This is a genomic window from Polaromonas sp. P1_E11, assembly GCF_056405995.1.
Window position 1 is genome coordinate 328,563 of record NZ_JBFUBA010000002.1, and the last position, 18,961, is coordinate 347,523.

The window sequence follows — 18,961 nt, forward strand, 5'->3', positions numbered from 1 at the left end:
AGCTATATGTTGTATATGCAAAAGCAAAAACTGCGTGGATTCACGCTGATAGAAGTCATGGTGACGGTTGCCATCATCGGCACTCTCGCGGCCGTCGCCATTCCTTCGTATTCGGAGTACGTCAAACGCGGCAAGCGCGCAGAGGCACGAGCCGAGGTATTAAAGGCGGAGGGTTGGCTGGAGCGGTTTTATACCGAAAATAACAACTACGCCAGCAATCCGCCAACCAGTAATACGAATGCGGGTTTCAGCTCGCGATTTTCATTGGTACCCAGCACAGGCGGGGCCAATTACTCAGTGACCCTCGCCGTAACGGCTGCAGCCTATACAGTGACCGCCGCCCCCATAAATTCGATGGCCGGCGACAAATGCGGCTCGTACGTGAAAACGAATTTTGGCTCGATCACCGTTCCAAGTGCCAGTTCCAGTGACGTTTCAAAATGCCTAAAGTGATGTAAATGTCCTGGCGGTGGAAGTGTGCGCTGCTGGTGCTGGTGTGTGCCGCTCACGCTTTAATAATTTTTACCTTCGACCCAAAGCCCCGCCCGTCGCCAGCGCATGCGTCCCGGGCCGCTTCTGTGCGTTCGATGACCTTGTACACAATGCCCGCCCTAAGGGCTGGGGACGTCCGGCAAAGCAAATTCGAGCCGGCAAAACCCCGCCGCGTCGCGCCGGTAGAGTCGCTCGAGTCGTTGCGACAATCCCCTCCATCCGATGAGCCGCCCGACACGATGGATCGGGGCATCACCCTGGATGCCGAGAACTTTTTGACAGCGGAGGCCGTTGACGAAACCGCCTTGCCCGAAGAACATTTCGAGGAAACCCTGAAGCAGTCCTTACCCTATGGCCTCGAAGCCATAGAACTGGAAATCTGGATTGACCAGACAGGGACTGCGGTGCTCGTGCAATGTCTCGACCAGGACAATTGCAAGGACTCTTCCGAGGGCCTTCAACAATTGCTGGGACTTCGTTTCAAGCCGGCCATCAAAGATGGGCTACCGGTTCCCAGCCGCAAACATATTTCAGTTCACATAGACCCAACGCCAACATATGGTCTTTAAATTCGGATTACCAGAGTGTTCCAACGGAACTACCATCTACTCAAATGACCGACAAAATTCGAACCAGTCTATTGGCGACGCTTCACAAGCTGGCAGTACAGGCATCAGGACTGAGTTCACCCAATCCTGCTGTGGGTTGCATCATTGCCGACGAAGCATTCAAGGTGCTGGGTCAGGGTCATACCCAGCAGGCAGGCGGGCCCCACGCCGAAGTCATGGCCCTGCGCGATGCGGCGAATAGGGGCCATTCGGTTAAAGGGGCCACCGCCTACGTCACCCTTGAGCCCTGCTCCCACCACGGGCGAACCGGCCCCTGCTGCGATGCGCTGGTCGCGGCCGGCATCAAAAAAGTGGTTGCCTCGATAGCGGACCCCAATCCGCTGGTGGCCGGCCAGGGATTTGAGCGCCTGCGGGCCGCCGGCGTCGAGGTGGAGGTCGGGCCGGGCGCCGGGGAGTCCAGGGAACTGAATATCGGCTTTTTCAGCCGGATGGTCCGCAAAACCCCTTGGGTCCGCCTGAAGGTTGCCGCTTCGCTGGACGGCACCACGGCGCTGGCCAATGGCCAAAGCCAGTGGATCACCTCGACTGAGGCGCGGACCGATGGCCACGCGTGGCGGGCCCGGGCCTCCGCCGTGCTGACGGGCATCGGGACCCTGCTGGAGGACGACCCTCAGCTGGACGTGCGGCTGGTGGAAACGCCGGTGCAGCCCTGCCGCGTGATTGTCGACAGCCTGCTGCAAACGCCGCCTGGCGCCAGGATATTCCAATCGGGTGGCCCGGTGTGGATCTACACCGCCACCCGAGGCTCGCCACACGAAGCCGCGCTGGTCGCCAAGGGTGCGACGGTCACCTGCCTGCCCGACGCCCGGGGAAAAGTGGATCTGGCGGCCATGATGAAAGACCTGGCTCAGCGCGAGATCAACGAACTGCACATCGAAGCCGGCAGCAAGCTCAACGCATCGCTGATCCGCAGCGGGCTGGTGGATGAATTCCTGGTTTACCTCGCGCCAAAGCTGCTTGGGCCGGGCCAGGGCATGGCGGCCCTGGAACCCTTGCAAGCACTTTCCAACGGGCTGGAACTGCAGTTTGTGTCTACCGAAAGGATTGGGCCCGACCTGCGTATCGTCGCCCGTGTAGCGGGCCGGGACACTTTTTAGCGCGATGGCAGATACCGCCCTGCCCGGCGAACAAACACGAAACGCCGCACGGCCGCTATTAAAATAATAGCTGCTTGCGCCCGTCAATATTGGGATACAGCCATTTTTCTTTGAATAGAGACGGCTAAATCGGCCCGCGAATCCCGCGCAAGCCCTGTGAATCACGGCTGAACACCCTCTTTTCCGGGCCTTTGGCCCTGTCTGCGCCGCCGCGCCCGGATTCCCTGCGAAAATGGCACCATGTTTACCGGAATCATTACCGGCTTGGGGCGCATCGTCGCCATCCAAAGCCTGGGCAGCTCTTCAGACCACGGCAAGCGCCTCACCATCGAGGCGCCTGCGGGTTACCTTGATGACGTGGGCCTGGGCGACAGCATCGCGCTCAACGGCGCCTGCATGACTGCCACGACGCTGGACCTTCCCCTCAATCGCTTCACCATCGACATTTCCGCCGAATCCCTGGCCAAAACCACCGGCCTGGCGGAAACCGGCCCCATCAACCTCGAAAAAGCCCTTCGTGCGCACGATCGCCTCGGCGGCCACATTGTTTCCGGCCATGTAGACGGCATTGGCAGCGTGACGCATTTCGCCCAGGTGGGAGAAAGCTGGGAGCTGCGCATTCGCGCCCCGCGCGAGCTGGGCAAGTACCTGGCCTACAAAGGCTCCATCACCGTCAACGGCGTGAGCCTCACCGTCAACCGGGTCACCGACCTGGCCAGCGACGCTGGCGGCACGGAAATCAGCATCAACCTCATTCCCCACACCGTGCAGAACACCGCGCTGGGCCGGTTGGCAGCAGGCTCCGACGTCAATCTCGAGATCGACCTGATCGCACGCTACGTCGAGCGCATGCTGGGCGACACCCATAACAACATCCTGAAAAAGCCCTGAACCATGACCACAGCCATTTCCCCTGTTGAAGACATCGTTGCCGACATGCGTGCCGGCCGCATGGTCATCCTGATCGATGAAGAAGACCGCGAAAACGAAGGCGACCTGGTGCTGGCGGCAGACCACGTTACAGCGGAAGCCATCAACTTCATGGCGCGTTTTGGCCGAGGACTGATCTGCCTGACCCTGACCCGCGAGCGCTGCGAGCTGCTGCAGCTGCCGCCCATGGCCACACGCAACGGCACCAAGCACTCCACCGCATTCACCGTGTCCATTGAAGCCGCCGAAGGTGTGACCACCGGCATTTCAGCGGCCGACCGCGCCCGCACCGTGCAAGCCGCCGTGGCCAAGGATGCCAGGGTCACCGACCTGGTCCAGCCCGGCCACATCTTTCCGTTGCAGGCTGTCGATGGCGGTGTGCTGATGCGCGCCGGCCACACCGAAGCCGGGTGCGACCTGGCCGGCATGGCCGGCTGCTCACCGGCTGCCGTCATCTGCGAGATCATGAAAGACGACGGCACCATGGCCCGGCTGCCGGACCTGCTGCTGTTTGCGGCGGAGCACGGCCTGAAAATTGGCACCATCGCCGACCTGATCGAACACCGCAGCCGCAACGATTCGCTGGTAGAAAAAATCGGCAGCCGCACACTGCAAACCGCCTTTGGTAAATTTACCGCCCATGCCTTCCGGGACAAACCCAGCCAAAGCCTGCACCTGGCCCTGGTCAAGGGTGCTTGGTCCGCCGACGATGTCGTGTCCGCGCGGGTGCATGAGCCTCTGTCGGTGCTGGATGTTCTTGAAACAGGCCGCTCCATGCATTCGTGGAGTCTCGACCAGAGCCTGAAACACATCGCAGAACAAGGCAGGGGCGTTGCCGTTCTGCTCAATTGCGGTGAAAGCGCGGCGCAGTTGCTGGCCCAGTTTGAAGGCACCGCGCGCGCCAGCCAGGCACCTGAGCGTGGCCGCATGGACTTGCGCACCTACGGTGTTGGTGCGCAGATTTTGCGTGAATGCGGCGTGCACCGGATGAACCTCATGGGCAACCCGCGCCGCATGCCGAGCATGACGGGCTACGGCCTTGAGATCGTGGGCTACACCACCAAAGACTAGCCCATTCATTTAGCTTAAAAAATCAATCAAAGGGATTCATCGTGTTTGGAGCAGAAAAAGGTTCAGGCGACAAGCTTGACGGCAAAAAACTTTCCATCGGCATCGTGCAGGCGCGCTTCAATGAAAGCATTACCAATGCACTCGCGGAAGCCTGCAAGCACGAGCTGGCCTCCCTGGGCGTGCAAGAGGACAACATCAAACACATCAAGGTGCCGGGCGCACTGGAAGTCCCCGTTGCACTTCAGGCCCTGGCCGAAAGCGACAAATACGACGCGTTGATTGCCCTCGGTTGCATCATCCGCGGTGAGACCTACCATTTCGAACTGGTGGCCAATGAAAGCGGCGCCGCCGTCACGCGCCTGGCGCTGGACTACCAGCTGCCTATTGCCAATGCCATACTCACGACGGAAAACGTCGCTCAGGCCGAAGCCCGGCAGGTCGACAAAGGGCGCGACGCCGCACGCGTTGCCGTCGAAATGGCGAACCTGATCAATGAAATTGCCTGAGCGCCTGCTCCTGCACCCCTTAACCTGACTGGCACTTCATGGCAGACCCCACCACCAAACCCAAACGCCCGCCCCAAACCCGCACCGGCCTGACCGACACCGGCGTCAAAAAGGCGGCGGACAAATCCGCCCGTACCCGCGCGCGCGAGTTCGCACTGCAAGCGCTCTACCAACACCTGGTAGGCCGAAACGAAGCGGATTCGATCGACGCATTTACCCGCGACCTCGTGGGTTTTCACAAAGCCGACTCCGCCCACTACGATGCACTTTTGCACGGTTGCATCGAAGGCGCGGCAACGCTCGATGCGGGCATCACGCCCCTGCTGGATCGGCCCATGGCCGAAATATCGCCGGTGGAGCATGCCGTGCTGTGGATTGGCGCCTATGAGTTCACCCACTGCCTCGATGTGCCCTGGCGTGTCGTGATCAACGAGTGCATCGAACTTGCCAAAGCCTTCGGCGGCACTGACGGCCACAAGTACGTTAACGGGGTCCTGAACAAAATGGCGCCCTCGCTGCGCGCCGCTGAAGTCGCTGCCGACAAATCCCGATAGGGGCTCGCCCCGTGAAAGGCCAGCCTTGAAAATCGCCCAGCGGGCTCAGCGCATTGAGCCCTTCTATGTCATGGAGGTTGCCAAAGCGGCCTCTGCGCTGGCGCAGGAATTTGCGCACAGCGCATCGCCGATGATCTTCCTGAACATCGGCGAGCCCGACTTCACGGCGCCGCCTCTGGTACAACAGGCCGCAACCCGCGCCATTGAACACGGCACCACGCAGTACACCCAGGCCACCGGCTTGCCGGCACTGCGTGAGCGCATCAGCGGCTGGTATGCCTCCCGCTTCGGCGCGCAGGTGGCTCCCGGCCGCATCATCATCACCGCGGGTGCATCCGCTGCCTTGCAGCTGGCCTGCCTGGCCCTGATTGAGGCAGGGGACGAAATCCTGATGCCCGACCCGAGCTACCCCTGCAACCGGCATTTCGTCAGTGCGGCCGAAGGCAATGCGGTACTGGTCCCCACCACCGCCGAAGAACGCTTTCAGCTGACCCGGGAAAAGGTGGAAGCAGCATGGAACCCCAAAACACGCGGCGTGCTGCTGGCTTCCCCGTCCAATCCCACGGGCACCTCGATTGCACCGGAAGAGCTGCAGCGCATCCACGAATTTGTGCACAGCCGCGGCGGCATTACGCTGATCGATGAGATCTACCTGGGCCTGAGCTACGAAGAACACTTCGGCCATTCGGCGCTGGCCATGCCCGGCGAGCTGGGCCAAAGCGTGATCAGCATCAACAGCTTCAGCAAATACTTCAACATGACCGGCTGGCGCCTGGGCTGGCTGGTGGTGCCCGAAGCGCTGGCGCCGGTGATCGAGCGCATTGCGCAAAACCTCTTTATCTGCGCCAGCACGGTTGCCCAGCATGCCGCCCTCGCCTGCTTCGAGCCTGAGAGCCTGCAAGAGTACGAACGCCGCCGCGCCGAATTCAAGGCGCGCCGCGACTACTTCATTCCCGAGCTCAACCGCCTGGGGCTCACGGTTCCGGTGATGCCGGACGGCGCGTTTTACGCCTACGCCGATTGCACCGCTGCGGCTGCCCGCCTGGGTGTCAGCGGCAGCTGGGACTTCGCCTTCGAGCTCATGAAGCGCGCCCACCTGGCCGTCACCCCGGGGCGCGACTTCGGGCATGCGGCGCCTGAGCAGTTCGTACGGTTTTCCACAGCCAACTCCATGGACCAATTGAAGGAAGCTGTGGCCCGGCTCAAGGCGGTGCTGGCATGAAGCCGGGCGCGCGCGTTTTCAGTTGGCCCGTACGGGTCTACTGGGAAGACACCGACGCCGGCGGCATCGTTTTCTACGCAAACTACCTGAAATTTTTTGAACGTTCGCGCACCGAGTGGCTCAGATCACTCGGTGTTGAACAACAGCGCCTGAGGGAAAGTACCGGTGGCATATTTGTGGTGGCAGAAACCAGCATCCGCTACCATCGCTCTGCCCGCCTCGACGATGAACTCATTGTTACGGCAAGCCTGGTCGAAGCAGGCCGCGCGTCCATGATAATCGGGCAGCAGGCGCTATTAAAAACAGAGCAAAAAACGGAGCAAGAAGAGGGACACCCACCCATCCTGCTCTGTGAAGGAACCATACGGATCGGCTGGGTCGACGCCGCCAGCCTGCAGCCCAGGCGGATTCCTGCTGCCATTCTTGACAGCCTAAAAACTTGAGCAAAGCTTCAACATGAATCAAGACCTCTCCATCGTCAGCCTCATCCTCAATGCCAGCTGGGTCGTTCAGGCCGTGGTGGCGCTGCTGGTGGGCGTGTCCATTGCCAGCTGGGCCGCCATCTTCAGGAAAATCATTGCCCTGAAAAAAGTGCAGAAGCTCAATGACGAATTCGACCGGGAGTTCTGGTCGGGTACAAGCCTCAACGACCTTTTCGCCGGTGCTGCGCAAAACGCCAAGCACTCCGGACCCATGGAACGCATTTTTGCCAGCGGCATGCGTGAATACCAGAAGCTGCGCGAGCGCCGCATCACCGACGCCGGCACCCTGCTGGACGGCGCGCGCCGCGCCATGCGCGCAAGCTACCAGCGTGAGGTGGACGCCATCGAAGCCAATCTCTCCTTCCTGGCCACCGTTGGCTCCGTCTCGCCTTACGTCGGCCTCTTCGGCACGGTCTGGGGCATCATGCACGCCTTCACGGGCTTGGCGGCCCTGGAGCAGGTCACGCTGGCCACGGTGGCGCCCGGCATTGCCGAGGCGCTGGTAGCCACCGCCATCGGCCTGTTCGCCGCCATTCCGGCCGTGGTGGCCTACAACCGCTTCTCGCACGACATCGACCGTGTGGCCAACCGGCTCGAAACCTTCATAGAAGAGTTTTCCAACATCCTGCAGCGCAACCTCGGCGCCCAATCTCCTTCGGGACACTAGAGCTGTAAGGAGACCGCCATGCCAGCAGTCAATTCCCGCCGCGGCCGCAACCGGCGCACCATCAGCGAAATCAACATGGTGCCGTTCATCGACGTCATGCTGGTGCTGCTCATCATCTTCATGGTGACGGCGCCGCTCATCACGCCCAGCATGATCGCGCTGCCCAAGGTCGGCAAGGCGCCCAGCCAGCCGCAAAATCCGGTGCAGATTCTGATCAGCAAGGATGAAACCGTGCAGATCAAGATCAAGGCCGACAGCGTGCCCAGCAACGTGCGCAACGTCGCAGGCGACATCGCCCGGCTGGAGCCGGCCGTGAAAGCCGCCGGCGCCGAAGCTGTGCCCGTGGTCATCAGCGCCGACAAATCGATCAAGTACGAAACCGTGGTCCAGGTCATGGACAACCTGCAAAAAGCCGGGGTGTCGCGCGTGGGCCTATCGGTGCAAACCGGCAACAAGTAGCCGCCCGCAACCCGCCATGCCCAGCGCCGCAGACCGCCTCGAATTCGGACCGCCCCGCGACAGCGGGTCGTTGCGGGCGTTCGGGCTGGCCCTGCTCGCCCACATCCTGCTGATGGCCGCGCTGACCTGGGGCATCAACTGGAAACACAGCGACAAGGCCGTGTCGTTTGATGCCGAAATCTGGTCCAGCGTGCCGCAGGCGGCAGCGCCCAAACTGGTGGAAGCTCCCACTCCACCGCCGCCTCCACCCGCGTCCCCCACACCGGAGGTGAGAACACCGCCACCAGCGCCCAATGTCGACATTGCGCTGGAGCAGGAGAAAAAGCGCAAGCTGCTGCAGCAGCAAAAAGAGGCCGAAATCCAGAATCAGAAACTGAAACAGGAAAAGCTCAAGGCTGAGCAGTTGGCAAAGAAAGAAAAAGAACTGAAGGCCAAGGAAGAGCAGGCCAAGCGCAAGGCGGCTGAAGATGCGAAAAAAGCCGAGGCAAAGAAGCAGGACGCGAAAGACGACGAGAAGCAAAAACTGGCCGACGCTGCAGCGAAAAAGCTGCGCGACGAAAACCTCAAGCGAATGATGGGCCAGGCCGGTGCCACCGGCGGCGCCGACGCCAAAGGTACGGCGCAAAAAGCCGGTGGCCCCTCAGCGAGTTATGGCGGCAAGGTCAGGGCCAAGGTTGTGCCTAACATTGTGTTTACCGAAGACATTGCGGGCAACCCGACCGCCGAAGTAGAAGTGCGCACCACGCTGGACGGCACCGTCATCAGCCAGCGCCTGGTCAAATCCAGCGGCAACAAGGCGTGGGACGACGCGGTGATCAAGGCCATCATCCGCACGGGCACCATGCCGCGCGACGTGGATGGACGTGTCCCGACACCCATGATCCTGGAATTCAGACCCAAGGACTAGGCTTGACCGCAAACACTCCGCTATCAATTCAATAGCTTCTTGCGCCCGGCCTTATTAGGCTAAAGGCCTGTTTCACTCATAAACAATCTGCACCAACCCTTTGTCGGCCTGCGCCATCCAGCTGGCCAGTGCGGCATCGGTGGGGAAGAATTTGGCCGCCTCTCCCAGATGAAGCTCCGCTGTCACGCCGCCGGCTTCGCCTTGGCGCCGAAGGCTCAAGCGCACCGGCAGACCACGGCTCAACTCTCCCTGGTCTGACATCTCGCGGCGTGGCGGAAAGTCCCTGACCAGCCGGGAGATATCCGGCGCAGTGCCGTTGACCGCAACGCGCAGGTACTTGCCGAATTTGCAGCGGGCAGTTTCCAGGTCCCAGACCTGCGTGACCTTGAAGCGGCGGCCGAAGCGCTCCGACGCACCTTGCAGCGTGCCCTGCACGATGACCAGTTCGTCGTCCTTGAGCAGGTTACGGTTGGCGTTGAAGGTCGTTTCGTCCACCGAGGCTTCAAGCACGTCGGTCTTGTCGTCGAGCTTGAAAATGATCAGCTTGCCGCGGTTGCCGTTGATGACGCGCAGGTCGCTCAAAATGGCAGCCAGAAGCTGAGGTTCGCGCGAATCGATCAGGTCCTCAATCTTGCGCTTGGCAAACTGGCGCACTTCGGTCTCCACCTCGTCAAAGAGGTGGCCCGAGAGGTAAAACCCGATCGCCGTTTTTTCCAGTACCAGCCGCGCCTTCACACCGAAAGGCATGGCCTCGACCAGCGCCGGCTCCTGGGTGCTGGCCGCGTGCGAGTCGGACATGTCGAACAGCCCGCCCTGATTGGCATTGGCTTCGGTCGCTGCGGCGAATTCAAAGGCACGGTCCACCGACGCCAGCAGTGACGCACGGTTGAGCTGAAGGTTGTCAAAAGCTCCGCCCTTGATGAGGGCCTCCACCGTTCGCTTGTTGAGCCGGCTGCGGTCCACGCGCACGCAAAAGTCATACAGCGAGGTGAACGGGCCGCCTTCCTTGCGCGCCGCCACGATGGCGGCAATCGCCTGCTGGCCCGTGCCCTTGACTGCGCCCAGGCCGTAGCGCACCGATGTGGCACTGATCGGCTCGAAGCGGTAGTCGCCGCGGTTGATGTCGGGCGACTCAAACTGGATGCCCATCTTCTGCGCGTCACCGAACAGGATCTTGAGCTTGTCGGTGTCGTCCATTTCCACCGTCATGTTGGCGGCGAAGAATTCGGCGGTGTAGTGCACCTTCAGCCAGGCTGTGTGATAGGCCAGCAGCGCGTAGGCGGCAGAGTGCGACTTGTTGAAGCCGTAGCCCGCGAATTTCTCCATCAGGTCGAAAACCTCGTCGGCCTTCTCCTCGCTCAGGCCGCCCTCGCCCGCACCCTTGCGGAAGATCTCGCGCTGGGCATCCATCTCTTCTTTTTTCTTCTTGCCCATGGCGCGGCGCAGCAAGTCGGCACCGCCCAGCGAGTAGCCGCCCAGGATCTGCGCGGTCTGCATCACCTGCTCCTGGTAGACCATGATGCCGTAGGTCTCTTCGAGGATGGCCTTGACGCGCGGGTCCGGGTATTCGGGCACTTCCTTGCCCTGCTTGCGCGCGATGTAGGTCGGGATCAGCTCCATCGGCCCTGGCCGGTAGAGCGCATTCATCGCAATCAGGTCTTCGAGGCGGTCTGGCTTCGCGTCTTTCAGCATGCGCTGCATGCCGATACTTTCAAACTGGAATACGGCTTCGGTCTGGCCCCGGCCGAACAACTCGTAGACCTTTCGGTCGTTCAGCGGCAGGTCTTCAAACTTGAAGTCTTTTTGCGCCGGGTGGCGCGCGATGATGAACTCCCGGGCGATTTCCAGGATGGTCAGCGTGGCCAGGCCCAAAAAGTCGAACTTGACCAGGCCGATCGCTTCCACGTCGTCCTTGTCGAACTGGCTCACGGCGGAATCGCTGCCAGGCTGGGCATAAAGCGGGCAAAAATCGGTCAGCTTGCTCGGAGCGATCAGCACGCCACCGGCATGCATGCCGACGTTGCGGGTCAGGCCTTCGAGCTTTTGTGCGAGCGCCAGCAGGGTTTGCACGTCCTCTTCCTTGCGCTCGCGCTCGGCCAGGATGGGCTCCTGCTCCTTGGCCTGTTCAATCGTGATGTGCTGACCCGGCTTGTTCGGAATCAGCTTGGAAATGCCGTCGCAAAAGCCATACGGGAAGTCGAGCACACGGCCCACGTCGCGGATGGCGGCGCGCGCGGCCATGGTGCCGAAGGTCACGATCTGGCTCACGGCTTCCTTGCCGTATTTGTCTTTCACGTAATCGATCACGCGGTCGCGGTTGCTCTGGCAAAAATCGATGTCGAAGTCGGGCATGGATACCCGTTCCGGATTCAGGAAGCGCTCGAACAGCAGGTTGTACTGCAGCGGGTCCAGGTCGGTGATCTTGAGTGAATACGCCACCAGCGAACCGGCGCCGGAGCCCCGGCCCGGGCCCACCGGGCAGCCGTTGTTCTTGGCCCAGTTGATGAAGTCGCCCACGATCAGGAAGTAGCCTGGGAAACCCATCTTGAGGATGGTGTTGATCTCGAACTCCAGGCGCTCCACATACGCAGGCCGCTTCTGGTCGCGCACGGCTACGTCGCGGTACAGGTGCGCCAGGCGTTCCTCCAGCCCTTCAAACGACGCGTGGCGAAAGTATTCGTTGATCGGCATGCGCACGCCATTGACTTCCGGCGTGGGGTAGTCGGGCAGCATGGGCTTGCCCAGCTCCAGAGTGAGGTTGCAGCGCCGGGCAATTTCCACGGTGTTGGCCAGCGCGGTGGGCACATCGGCAAAAAGCACCGCCATTTGTGCGGCCGACTTGAAGTACTGCTCCCGCGTGAACTTGCGCACGCGGCGCGTGTTGCCCAGGATTTCGCCTTCCGAAATGCACACACGGGCCTCATGTGCCTCGTAATCGTCGTAAGTCAGGAACTGCACCGGGTGGGTCGCCACCACCGGCAGCTTGAGCCGTGCCGCCAGCTGGACGGCGGCCGCCACATGGCGTTCGTCATCGGGACGCTGGGCGCGTTGCAGTTCGAGGTAAAAACGGTGCGGGAAGAGGCCCGCAAAGTACAGCGCACATTCCACGGCGCGGGCGCTGTCGCCCTGCAGCAGCGCCTGGCCCACAGCCCCACCCTGCGCACCCGACAGCGCAATCAGGCCTTCATTGAGTTCCTGCAGCCATTCGAGCTTGACCACCGCCTGGTCGCGCACCACATTTTTGGTCCAGGCGCGCGTGAGGATCTCAGACAGATTCAGGTAGCCCTGGCGGTTTTGCACCAGCAGCAGAAGGCGCGCGGCGGGCGCCCCAGCTTCCTTGCCCGGCACCTGCACCCATACATCGGCCCCAATGAGGGGTTTGACGCCTGCGCCCCGGGTTTCCTTGTAAAACTTGACGGTTCCGAACAGATTGCTGAGGTCTGTGATGGCCAGGGCCGGCTGGTGGTCGGCAGCCGCAGCGGCCACAACTTCATCGATGCGGTTGGTGCCGTCGACGACTGAAAATTCGGTGTGAAGGCGCAAATGAACAAACATACAGGTCATTTTAGGGCCGAGGCTGTCCGCTGAGGCGCCGTGACGCAGTGCAAGGCCCTGCATGCCTGCCTACAATCGACCGGATCATGCAAATCCTGAACATTGCAGCCTACAAATTCGTCACGCTGGCGCAGCCCGCGATGCTGCGGGGCAGCATCGAACAGGCGCTCCAGCAACGCGCGATCAAAGGCACCGTACTGCTGGCAGAAGAAGGAATCAACCTCTTCCTGGCGGGCCCGGCGGCAGATATTCATGATTTTTTGGCATGGCTGAAACAGGATGCCCGCTTCAGCGACCTGCAAGCCAAGGAAAGCTGGTCAAGTGCCCAGCCGTTTCGCAAGCTGCTGGTCAAGGTCAAGCCGGAAATCATCCGCATGAACCACCCCGCCATCCAGCCAGCCTCAGGCCGCGCACCGGCGGTGGACGCCGCCACACTCAAGCGCTGGCTGGACGCAGGCCATGACGACGCGGGCCGGCCGGTGGTCACGCTGGACACGCGCAATGACTTTGAAGTGGATGTCGGCACCTTTCAAAATGCCATCGACTGGCGCATCAGTAAATTCACAGAGTTTCCCCAAGCCCTGCTGGACCACCGGCAAGAGCTTGACGGCAAGACTGTCGTAAGTTTTTGTACCGGCGGCATCCGCTGCGAGAAAGCAGCGATCCTGATGCGAGAAGCCGGTGTTGACAACGTTTTCCAGCTCGAAGGCGGCATCCTCAAGTACTTCGAAGAAAGCGGGCATGCGCATTTTGACGGTGAATGTTTTGTCTTTGACGAGCGCCGCGCCTTGGACCCAGCCCTCAAACCCCAGGTCAACCCAACGCCCAAATCGCCGGGCCCCAACCCGACCGGGCGCCGGCACGCGGCAGTCGGGGTCTTGTCTGACAGTTGAGTCCGAAGCGCTGTGCGAAGCTTTTTGAATTGCTCGCCAAGCGATTCATCGTTCAGCCAGCCGCAACCACCTTTCAAACGGTATTCACACGGTAGCCGCCATGCCTAAAGAATCACTCCATTCGCGCTCCCCCTCCGCCCAATCTCTGCCATCCGCTCTGGCCGCGCGGTTCAGCGCAGTGCGCCAGCAGACCGAGGCCTTGATCAAACCACTCAGCCCCGAGGACTGCCAACTGCAGTCCATGCCGGACGCGAGCCCCGCCAAATGGCACTTGGCGCACCTGACCTGGTTCCTCGAGACCTTTATCCTGGAGCGCTTTGAGCCCGGATTCAAGCCCTTCGACGCCAGCTTTCGCGTACTGTTCAACAGCTACTACAACGGCGTGGGCGACAAATACCCGCGTCCCAAACGCGGGCTGATCAGCCGCCCCTCCCTCGACGAAGTGCTGGCCTACCGTGCACAGGTCGACCAGCGAATGCTGGAAGTGATCGCACAGGTGGAAGCCGGCACCGACGCCGCGCAGCAAAAAGAGCTGGCCAGCCTGGTCACGCTTGGCCTGCACCACGAGCAACAGCACCAGGAACTGCTGCTGACAGACATCAAACACGCGCTGTCTTTCAATCCGGCACGTCCCGCCTATGCCAGCCGCTGGCCGCTGGCGGGCATACACCCGCAGCCGGTGAACTGGATGCGCCACGACGCGGGCCTGGTGGAACACGGCTTTGACGCGGGACGCGACGGTGGGTTTGCCTTCGACAACGAAACGCCGCGCCACAAGGTGTATGTGGCGGCCTTCGAGCTGGCCAGCCGGCCCGCCACCAACGGCGAGTTCATGGCCTTCATCGCCGACAGGGGCTATCAGCGACCGGAGTTATGGCTTTCCATGGGCTGGGATTGGGTGACCGAGAACGGCGTCAGCCTGCCCTTTTACTGGCAGGGCAGCGAAGGGAGTTACCAGCACTTCACGCTGCAAGGGCTGATTGATGTAGACCCGAATACGCCGGCCTGCCACCTCAGCTACTTCGAAGCCGATGCCTTTGCACGCTGGGCCGGCGCACGCCTGCCGACCGAGTTTGAATGGGAGCTGGCAGCGCGCAGCGTGCCGGCCAACCCCATGCCGCAAGGCAATTTTGTGGAAAAGGCGGCATACCACCCCCTGCCGCAGCAGGAGGAAAGCTACGGGCTGCCGGCCCAGATGTACGGCGACGTCTGGGAATGGACACAGTCCAATTACAACCCCTACCCCGGCTACAAGCCCTGGGAAGGCCTCGTAGGTGAATACAACGGCAAGTTCATGTGCAACCAGTTTGTGCTGCGCGGCGGCTCGTGTGCCACGCCGCAAAGCCACATGCGCGCCAGCTACCGCAATTTTTTCCCGCCTGATGCCCGCTGGCAATTCAGCGGCCTGCGCCTGGCGCGTGACCTGCCCGATGGCCGGCCCTGAGAAGCACTGTCAGGCTATTCGCGCAACACGTCCAGCACATCCGAGTTGAATTCGCGGTTGTACAAAATCAGCACCACCACGGCTGTGGCCAGCGCAAACGCAAACGTGGAAAAAAACCAGGCCATGATGGCAAAGCTGAAGTAGTAACCGCGCAGGCCGTCGTTGAAGGTTTCAGCAGCAAGAGCCACCATGCGACTGGCTCGCGTGGCAAAGACCTCGCGGTCAAATTTACCGACCTCAAACTCTTGTGGCGACGGCATCGAGCCAATGAGCAGGGCCACAAAGGTGTACTGGCGCATCGACCAGCTGAAACGGAAAAAGGCGTAGACAAAGACACCCACCATCATCAGCACCTTGAGGTCAAAAATCAGCACCGAGGTGCGCACGGCAAACGGTATTTCGCGCACCAGTTCAGCCGCCTTGTCAGTGGTGCCCAGCAGCGCGAACAATCCGCCAATGATGATGATGGTGGTGGACGAAAAGAACGCCGGCGTGCTGGAAAGATTCTGCGTGATGATGCCGTCGATCACGCGTGGGTCGCGCGAGGTGGCCTGTATCAGCCAATGGTGCCGGTAACGGTTGGTGGTGCGCAGCAGCGAAGACCGCTTGACCCCATAGTGCCGGGCAAACCATGCATAGCCCATCCAGCCGCCAAAGAACCAGACAATGGCCATCCAGTCGGACCAGGGAAGCAGGGTGAAAATTTGCATCGCGTGATCTTAAACGCTGCGCTTTCCCTGGAAAAGCTTTGACCGCGCCTCAGCCCGCAGTGAACTTCCGCTCAGGCAACGGGATGAATTCAGTCTCCCCGGGCACCTGCCCCATGGCCTGGGCGGCCCAGTCCTCACCGGCCTGCACGATGCGTTCCTTGCGGCTGGAAACAAAGTTCCACCACATGAAGCGGTGCGCATCCAGCGCATCGCCGCCGATCACCACCAGGCGCGTCGGGGTGTTTGCGCTGAGTTGTACTGCTGCGCCGGGTAAGAGGGTCGCCAGCGTGTGCATCGCCAACGGATCGCCGTCCAGCAGCAGGTCGCCGTCCACCGCATACAGCGCCATCTGCGCTGCCAGCGGCGGCAACGTGAAAGGCGTGCCCGCCGCCAACGCCACATCCAGGTAAAGGGTCTTGGAGAAGGTCTTGACGGGCGAGACTTTTCCGAATGCCTCACCGACCAGGACGCGTACCACCGCGCCGTCCACGGATACTTCAGGAATGCTGTCCGCAGGCGTGTGTGAAAAACCGGGCGCTGTTTCTTCAAACTCTGCGGGCAAGGCAGCCCACAGCTGCAGGCCGTGGTTCACATATGCGGTGTCACGCAGGTCGTCAGGCGCGCGCTCCGAATGCACAATGCCCCGCCCTGCCGTCATCCAGTTGATGGCACCGGGTTCTATGCGCTGGGCAGAGCCGATGCTGTCGCGGTGCATCATGGCGCCCTCGAACAGGTAAGTGACCGTGGCCAGGCCGATATGCGGATGCGGCCGCACGTCATGGTTGGTACCGGGTTGTTCGGTCACCGGGCCGAAGTGGTCAAAGAAAATGAAAGGGCCGACAGACTGCTGCTGCGCAGAAGGCAGCAGGCGGCGCACCATGAAGCCGCCGCCAAGGTCTTTGTGATGCCCGGTCAGTTTCAGTGCAGCGCTCATGTCAGCCGTTCCACGTCCGTCGTGATTTCCGTCGTGACGGTGCTCATGAGCTTGTGCACCGGGCATTTCTGGGCAACGGTGTGCAATTCCTGCAATTGGGCGTCCGTCAAGGCACCCTTGATCTGGAGTTTGGTGGCAAGCCTGTAGACGCCGGCGCGTTCCTGGGAGTCGTCCCGCTCAACCTGCGTTTTTATTTCGTCGACAGGGATCCCCTTCTTCCGGGCGTACCACATCACCGTCACGGCCTTGCACGCGCCGAGCGCCGCGTCATACAGGTCATGGGGCGAGGGGCCGGCATCGTCACCGCCTTCTGCCAGCGTAGCATCGGTAATCAGCTCGTGGCTGCGGATTTGCAGATGCTGGGCCAGCTCCGCCGGAGGGTTGCGCCTGAGTTCAACGGTCATGACAATTCCTGTAAAAAGAAAGCTGGTTTAGAAAGCGGATTCAGAGAGCGAATCTCGCGGCGATACCGGCCACGCGCTGCCCGAAGTTGCGGGCGTTGTCCAGGTCCCCTGCATTCATTTCGCCGGCACCTGCATCCGATGGCGATTGTGCGACAGCGCCGCTGTAAGAGCCGAGGTAGTTGGTATCGCTGCGTACCGCCGCCTTGCTGTTGCTGGGCAACACGCCCTGGCTGACCCAGATGCCGCCATGCTGCATGGCCAAAGTAAAGAGGTAATTCAGCGTCGACATCTTGTCCCCGCTCATGGCTGCGCTGTTGGTGAAGCCGGCAAAAAGCTTGTCTTTCCAGGCCTGGGTGTACCAGGGTTTGGAAGAAGCATCGGCAAACTTCTTGAACTGCCAGCTGACGCTGCCCATGTAGGTGGGTGATCCCATGATGATGGCCGTGGCGGCATTGAGCGTTTCCCAGCCGCCTTCGGGCAGGTTGCCCTCGGCATCAATAGCCACCAGTTCAGCGCCCGCGCCCTCGGCGACTGATTGCGCCATGCGCTGGGTATGGCCGTAGCCGGAGTGGTAAATCACGACAACTTTGGACATTCGGTATCTTTCGCGGCAGAGGGTTGAAATCTAAAGCAGGCAAACAAAAAGGCTGCAGCAGGGCTTCATGCCCAAAGCTGCAGCCCTGTTGATGTGTCAGCCCTTGGTCTTGCCGTCTACGCTCCAGGCGCCGCCACCGAAAGCCGCGACGGTGAACAGGCCGCCGACGATGGCCATGTTCTTGAAGAACATCATTTGTTGCGTGGGGTCGGTCCAGAAGGCGTGGAAGATGCAGGTGATGACGACCGTGAAGACGCCAATGGCCAGCGCGGCCCAACGCGTCTGGAAGCCCACGGCCAAAAGGATGCCCAGGCCGAGCTCTACCACGATGGCAATGGCGGCTGCGACTTCAGGCAGCGGCACGCCCTTGGACGAGATGTAGCCCACTGTGCCCGCAAAGCCGGCAATCTTGGAAAAACCGGCAGGCACAAACAGCAGGGCCAGCAGCAGGCGGCCGATCAGGGACAGAGGGTTTTGCAGGGAATTGAGCATGATGAGTCCTTATGAAAAAAGTAAACGGGGAAATGATGGAGGAAAAAAACACTCTGGGCAAGCACCATGCGACTGTACGCATTCGGTACCTGACCTGGGTGATGGGTTACAGCATGTGACCGGGCGTTACGGTGCCAGGTCAAACACCAGCACCTCGGCATCCTGGCCGTGGCCCAGTTGCAGTGTGCCTTCTGCCTGCAGCGCAGCGGCATCGCCGGCCTTCAGCACCTGGCCGTTGACTTCAAGCTGTCCGCGAATCAGGAACACATAGGTCTTGCGCTTCGCGTCGAGCGGCAGCGTGGCGGTTTCCGCGCCGTCGAAGAGGCCTGCATAGAGCCTGGCATCGGCATGGATCAGCACCGAGCCCTGGCTGCCGTCGGGCGAAGCCACCAGCCGCAACGTGCCGCGCTTTTCGGCATCGGCAAATGTTTTTTGCTCGTAGCTGGGCGGAATGCCGGTCACATTGGGCTCGATCCAGATCTGCAGGAAATGCGTGGTCTGGCCGTCTGCGTGGTTGAACTCGCTGTGCTGTACACCGGTGCCCGCGCTCATGCGCTGCACATCACCGGGCGGGATGCCCTTGATGTTGCCGATGCTGTCCTTGTGCGCCAGCTCACCGCTCAGCACATAACTGATGATTTCCATGTCCTTGTGGCCATGGGTGCCGAAGCCGCGGCCGGCGGCAATGCGGTCTTCGTTGATGACACGCAGGTTGCCAAAACCCATGTGGGCCGGGTCGTAATAGCCGGCGAACGAAAAGGAATGAAAAGATTTGAGCCAGCCGTGGTCGGCATAACCGCGTTCGCCGGATGTTCTTAAAGTCATCATGAGGTGCTCCTTTCAAGGTGCGTTGAACTGCGTTGCAATGGCTCCAATGTAGGCGCCGGCACCCCGCTTTTCATTGCTGCGTTTTGATGG

General features: G+C 61.2%; 21 protein-coding genes. 14 read left to right on the forward strand and 7 right to left on the reverse strand.

Going from position 1 to position 18,961, the window contains the following annotated elements:
* Positions 1-6: 6 nt before the first annotated feature.
* The 12 genes from AC1D11_RS08975 (at position 7) to tolA (ending at position 9,016) form a co-directional block, all read left to right on the forward strand.
* The gene (locus AC1D11_RS08975; protein ID WP_477647702.1) at positions 7-453 is read left to right on the forward strand and encodes a type IV pilin protein; all 447 of its coding nucleotides are present in this window, start codon (positions 7-9) and stop codon (positions 451-453) included.
* A gap of 149 nt (positions 454-602) precedes the next feature.
* Positions 603-1,061 (forward strand): hypothetical protein, encoded by a 459-nt coding sequence (locus AC1D11_RS08980; RefSeq protein ID WP_477647703.1) that lies wholly within the window; start codon positions 603-605, stop codon positions 1,059-1,061.
* Positions 1,062-1,105: 44 nt separating this feature from the next.
* On the forward strand, positions 1,106-2,218 hold the full coding sequence (ribD, locus tag AC1D11_RS08985) for a bifunctional diaminohydroxyphosphoribosylaminopyrimidine deaminase/5-amino-6-(5-phosphoribosylamino)uracil reductase RibD (protein ID WP_477647704.1): 1,113 nt from the start codon (positions 1,106-1,108) through the stop codon (positions 2,216-2,218).
* Between the two features lie 240 nt (positions 2,219-2,458).
* The gene (locus AC1D11_RS08990; protein ID WP_477647705.1) at positions 2,459-3,109 is read left to right on the forward strand and encodes a riboflavin synthase; all 651 of its coding nucleotides are present in this window, start codon (positions 2,459-2,461) and stop codon (positions 3,107-3,109) included.
* Between the two features lie 3 nt (positions 3,110-3,112).
* Positions 3,113-4,219, forward strand: coding sequence for a bifunctional 3,4-dihydroxy-2-butanone-4-phosphate synthase/GTP cyclohydrolase II (gene ribBA / locus AC1D11_RS08995; protein WP_477647706.1), 1,107 nt, complete (start codon positions 3,113-3,115; stop codon positions 4,217-4,219).
* Between the two features lie 41 nt (positions 4,220-4,260).
* Entirely contained in the window at positions 4,261-4,725 is a 465-nt protein-coding gene (gene ribH, locus AC1D11_RS09000; RefSeq protein WP_477647707.1) for a 6,7-dimethyl-8-ribityllumazine synthase, read from the forward strand.
* 38 nt (positions 4,726-4,763) lie between these two features.
* A complete protein-coding gene (gene nusB / locus AC1D11_RS09005) occupies positions 4,764-5,279 on the forward strand; it encodes a transcription antitermination factor NusB (RefSeq protein WP_477647708.1) in 516 nt (171 codons plus the stop codon).
* 25 nt (positions 5,280-5,304) lie between these two features.
* Entirely contained in the window at positions 5,305-6,501 is a 1,197-nt protein-coding gene (locus AC1D11_RS09010) for a pyridoxal phosphate-dependent aminotransferase (RefSeq protein ID WP_477647709.1), read from the forward strand.
* Entirely contained in the window at positions 6,498-6,944 is a 447-nt protein-coding gene (locus AC1D11_RS09015; RefSeq protein WP_477647710.1) for a tol-pal system-associated acyl-CoA thioesterase, read from the forward strand. Before AC1D11_RS09010 ends, AC1D11_RS09015 begins: the two co-directional genes overlap by 4 nt.
* 13 nt (positions 6,945-6,957) lie before the next feature.
* A complete protein-coding gene (tolQ, locus tag AC1D11_RS09020) occupies positions 6,958-7,650 on the forward strand; it encodes a protein TolQ (protein ID WP_457280238.1) in 693 nt (230 codons plus the stop codon).
* An 18-nt stretch (positions 7,651-7,668) separates the two neighbouring features.
* A complete protein-coding gene (locus AC1D11_RS09025; RefSeq protein ID WP_477647711.1) occupies positions 7,669-8,109 on the forward strand; it encodes a biopolymer transporter ExbD in 441 nt (146 codons plus the stop codon).
* A gap of 16 nt (positions 8,110-8,125) precedes the next feature.
* Positions 8,126-9,016, forward strand: coding sequence for a cell envelope integrity protein TolA (tolA, locus tag AC1D11_RS09030; RefSeq protein WP_477647712.1), 891 nt, complete (start codon positions 8,126-8,128; stop codon positions 9,014-9,016).
* A gap of 72 nt (positions 9,017-9,088) precedes the next feature.
* On the opposite strand, the gene dnaE is transcribed toward tolA, so the two are convergent.
* Complete coding sequence (gene dnaE / locus AC1D11_RS09035; RefSeq protein ID WP_477647713.1) at positions 9,089-12,571, reverse strand: DNA polymerase III subunit alpha; 3,483 nt, start codon at positions 12,569-12,571, stop codon at positions 9,089-9,091.
* Positions 12,572-12,657: 86 nt separating this feature from the next.
* On the opposite strand from dnaE, the gene AC1D11_RS09040 reads away from it, so the two are divergent.
* Both AC1D11_RS09040 and egtB read left to right on the forward strand, forming a co-directional pair.
* Positions 12,658-13,464: a sulfurtransferase gene (locus AC1D11_RS09040; RefSeq protein ID WP_477647714.1), complete on the forward strand. Its 807-nt coding sequence runs from the start codon at positions 12,658-12,660 to the stop codon at positions 13,462-13,464.
* A 100-nt stretch (positions 13,465-13,564) separates the two neighbouring features.
* Positions 13,565-14,908 (forward strand): ergothioneine biosynthesis protein EgtB, encoded by a 1,344-nt coding sequence (gene egtB, locus AC1D11_RS09045; protein WP_477647715.1) that lies wholly within the window; start codon positions 13,565-13,567, stop codon positions 14,906-14,908.
* 14 nt (positions 14,909-14,922) lie between these two features.
* On the opposite strand, the gene AC1D11_RS09050 is transcribed toward egtB, so the two are convergent.
* From AC1D11_RS09050 to AC1D11_RS09075, 6 genes are all read right to left on the reverse strand, one after another.
* On the reverse strand, positions 14,923-15,618 hold the full coding sequence (locus tag AC1D11_RS09050; protein WP_477647716.1) for a DUF599 domain-containing protein: 696 nt from the start codon (positions 15,616-15,618) through the stop codon (positions 14,923-14,925).
* Between the two features lie 49 nt (positions 15,619-15,667).
* Positions 15,668-16,552, reverse strand: a complete 885-nt coding sequence (locus AC1D11_RS09055; protein ID WP_477647717.1) for a pirin family protein — start codon at positions 16,550-16,552, stop codon at positions 15,668-15,670.
* Positions 16,549-16,956, reverse strand: coding sequence for an OsmC family protein (locus tag AC1D11_RS09060; protein WP_477647718.1), 408 nt, complete (start codon positions 16,954-16,956; stop codon positions 16,549-16,551). Before AC1D11_RS09060 ends, AC1D11_RS09055 begins: the two co-directional genes overlap by 4 nt.
* Positions 16,957-16,996: 40 nt before the next feature.
* Positions 16,997-17,551, reverse strand: coding sequence for a flavodoxin family protein (locus AC1D11_RS09065; protein WP_477647719.1), 555 nt, complete (start codon positions 17,549-17,551; stop codon positions 16,997-16,999).
* Positions 17,552-17,647: 96 nt separating this feature from the next.
* Positions 17,648-18,043 (reverse strand): DoxX family protein, encoded by a 396-nt coding sequence (locus AC1D11_RS09070; protein WP_477647720.1) that lies wholly within the window; start codon positions 18,041-18,043, stop codon positions 17,648-17,650.
* 126 nt (positions 18,044-18,169) lie between these two features.
* Positions 18,170-18,871, reverse strand: coding sequence for a pirin family protein (locus tag AC1D11_RS09075; protein ID WP_477647721.1), 702 nt, complete (start codon positions 18,869-18,871; stop codon positions 18,170-18,172).
* Positions 18,872-18,961 lie beyond the last annotated feature (90 nt).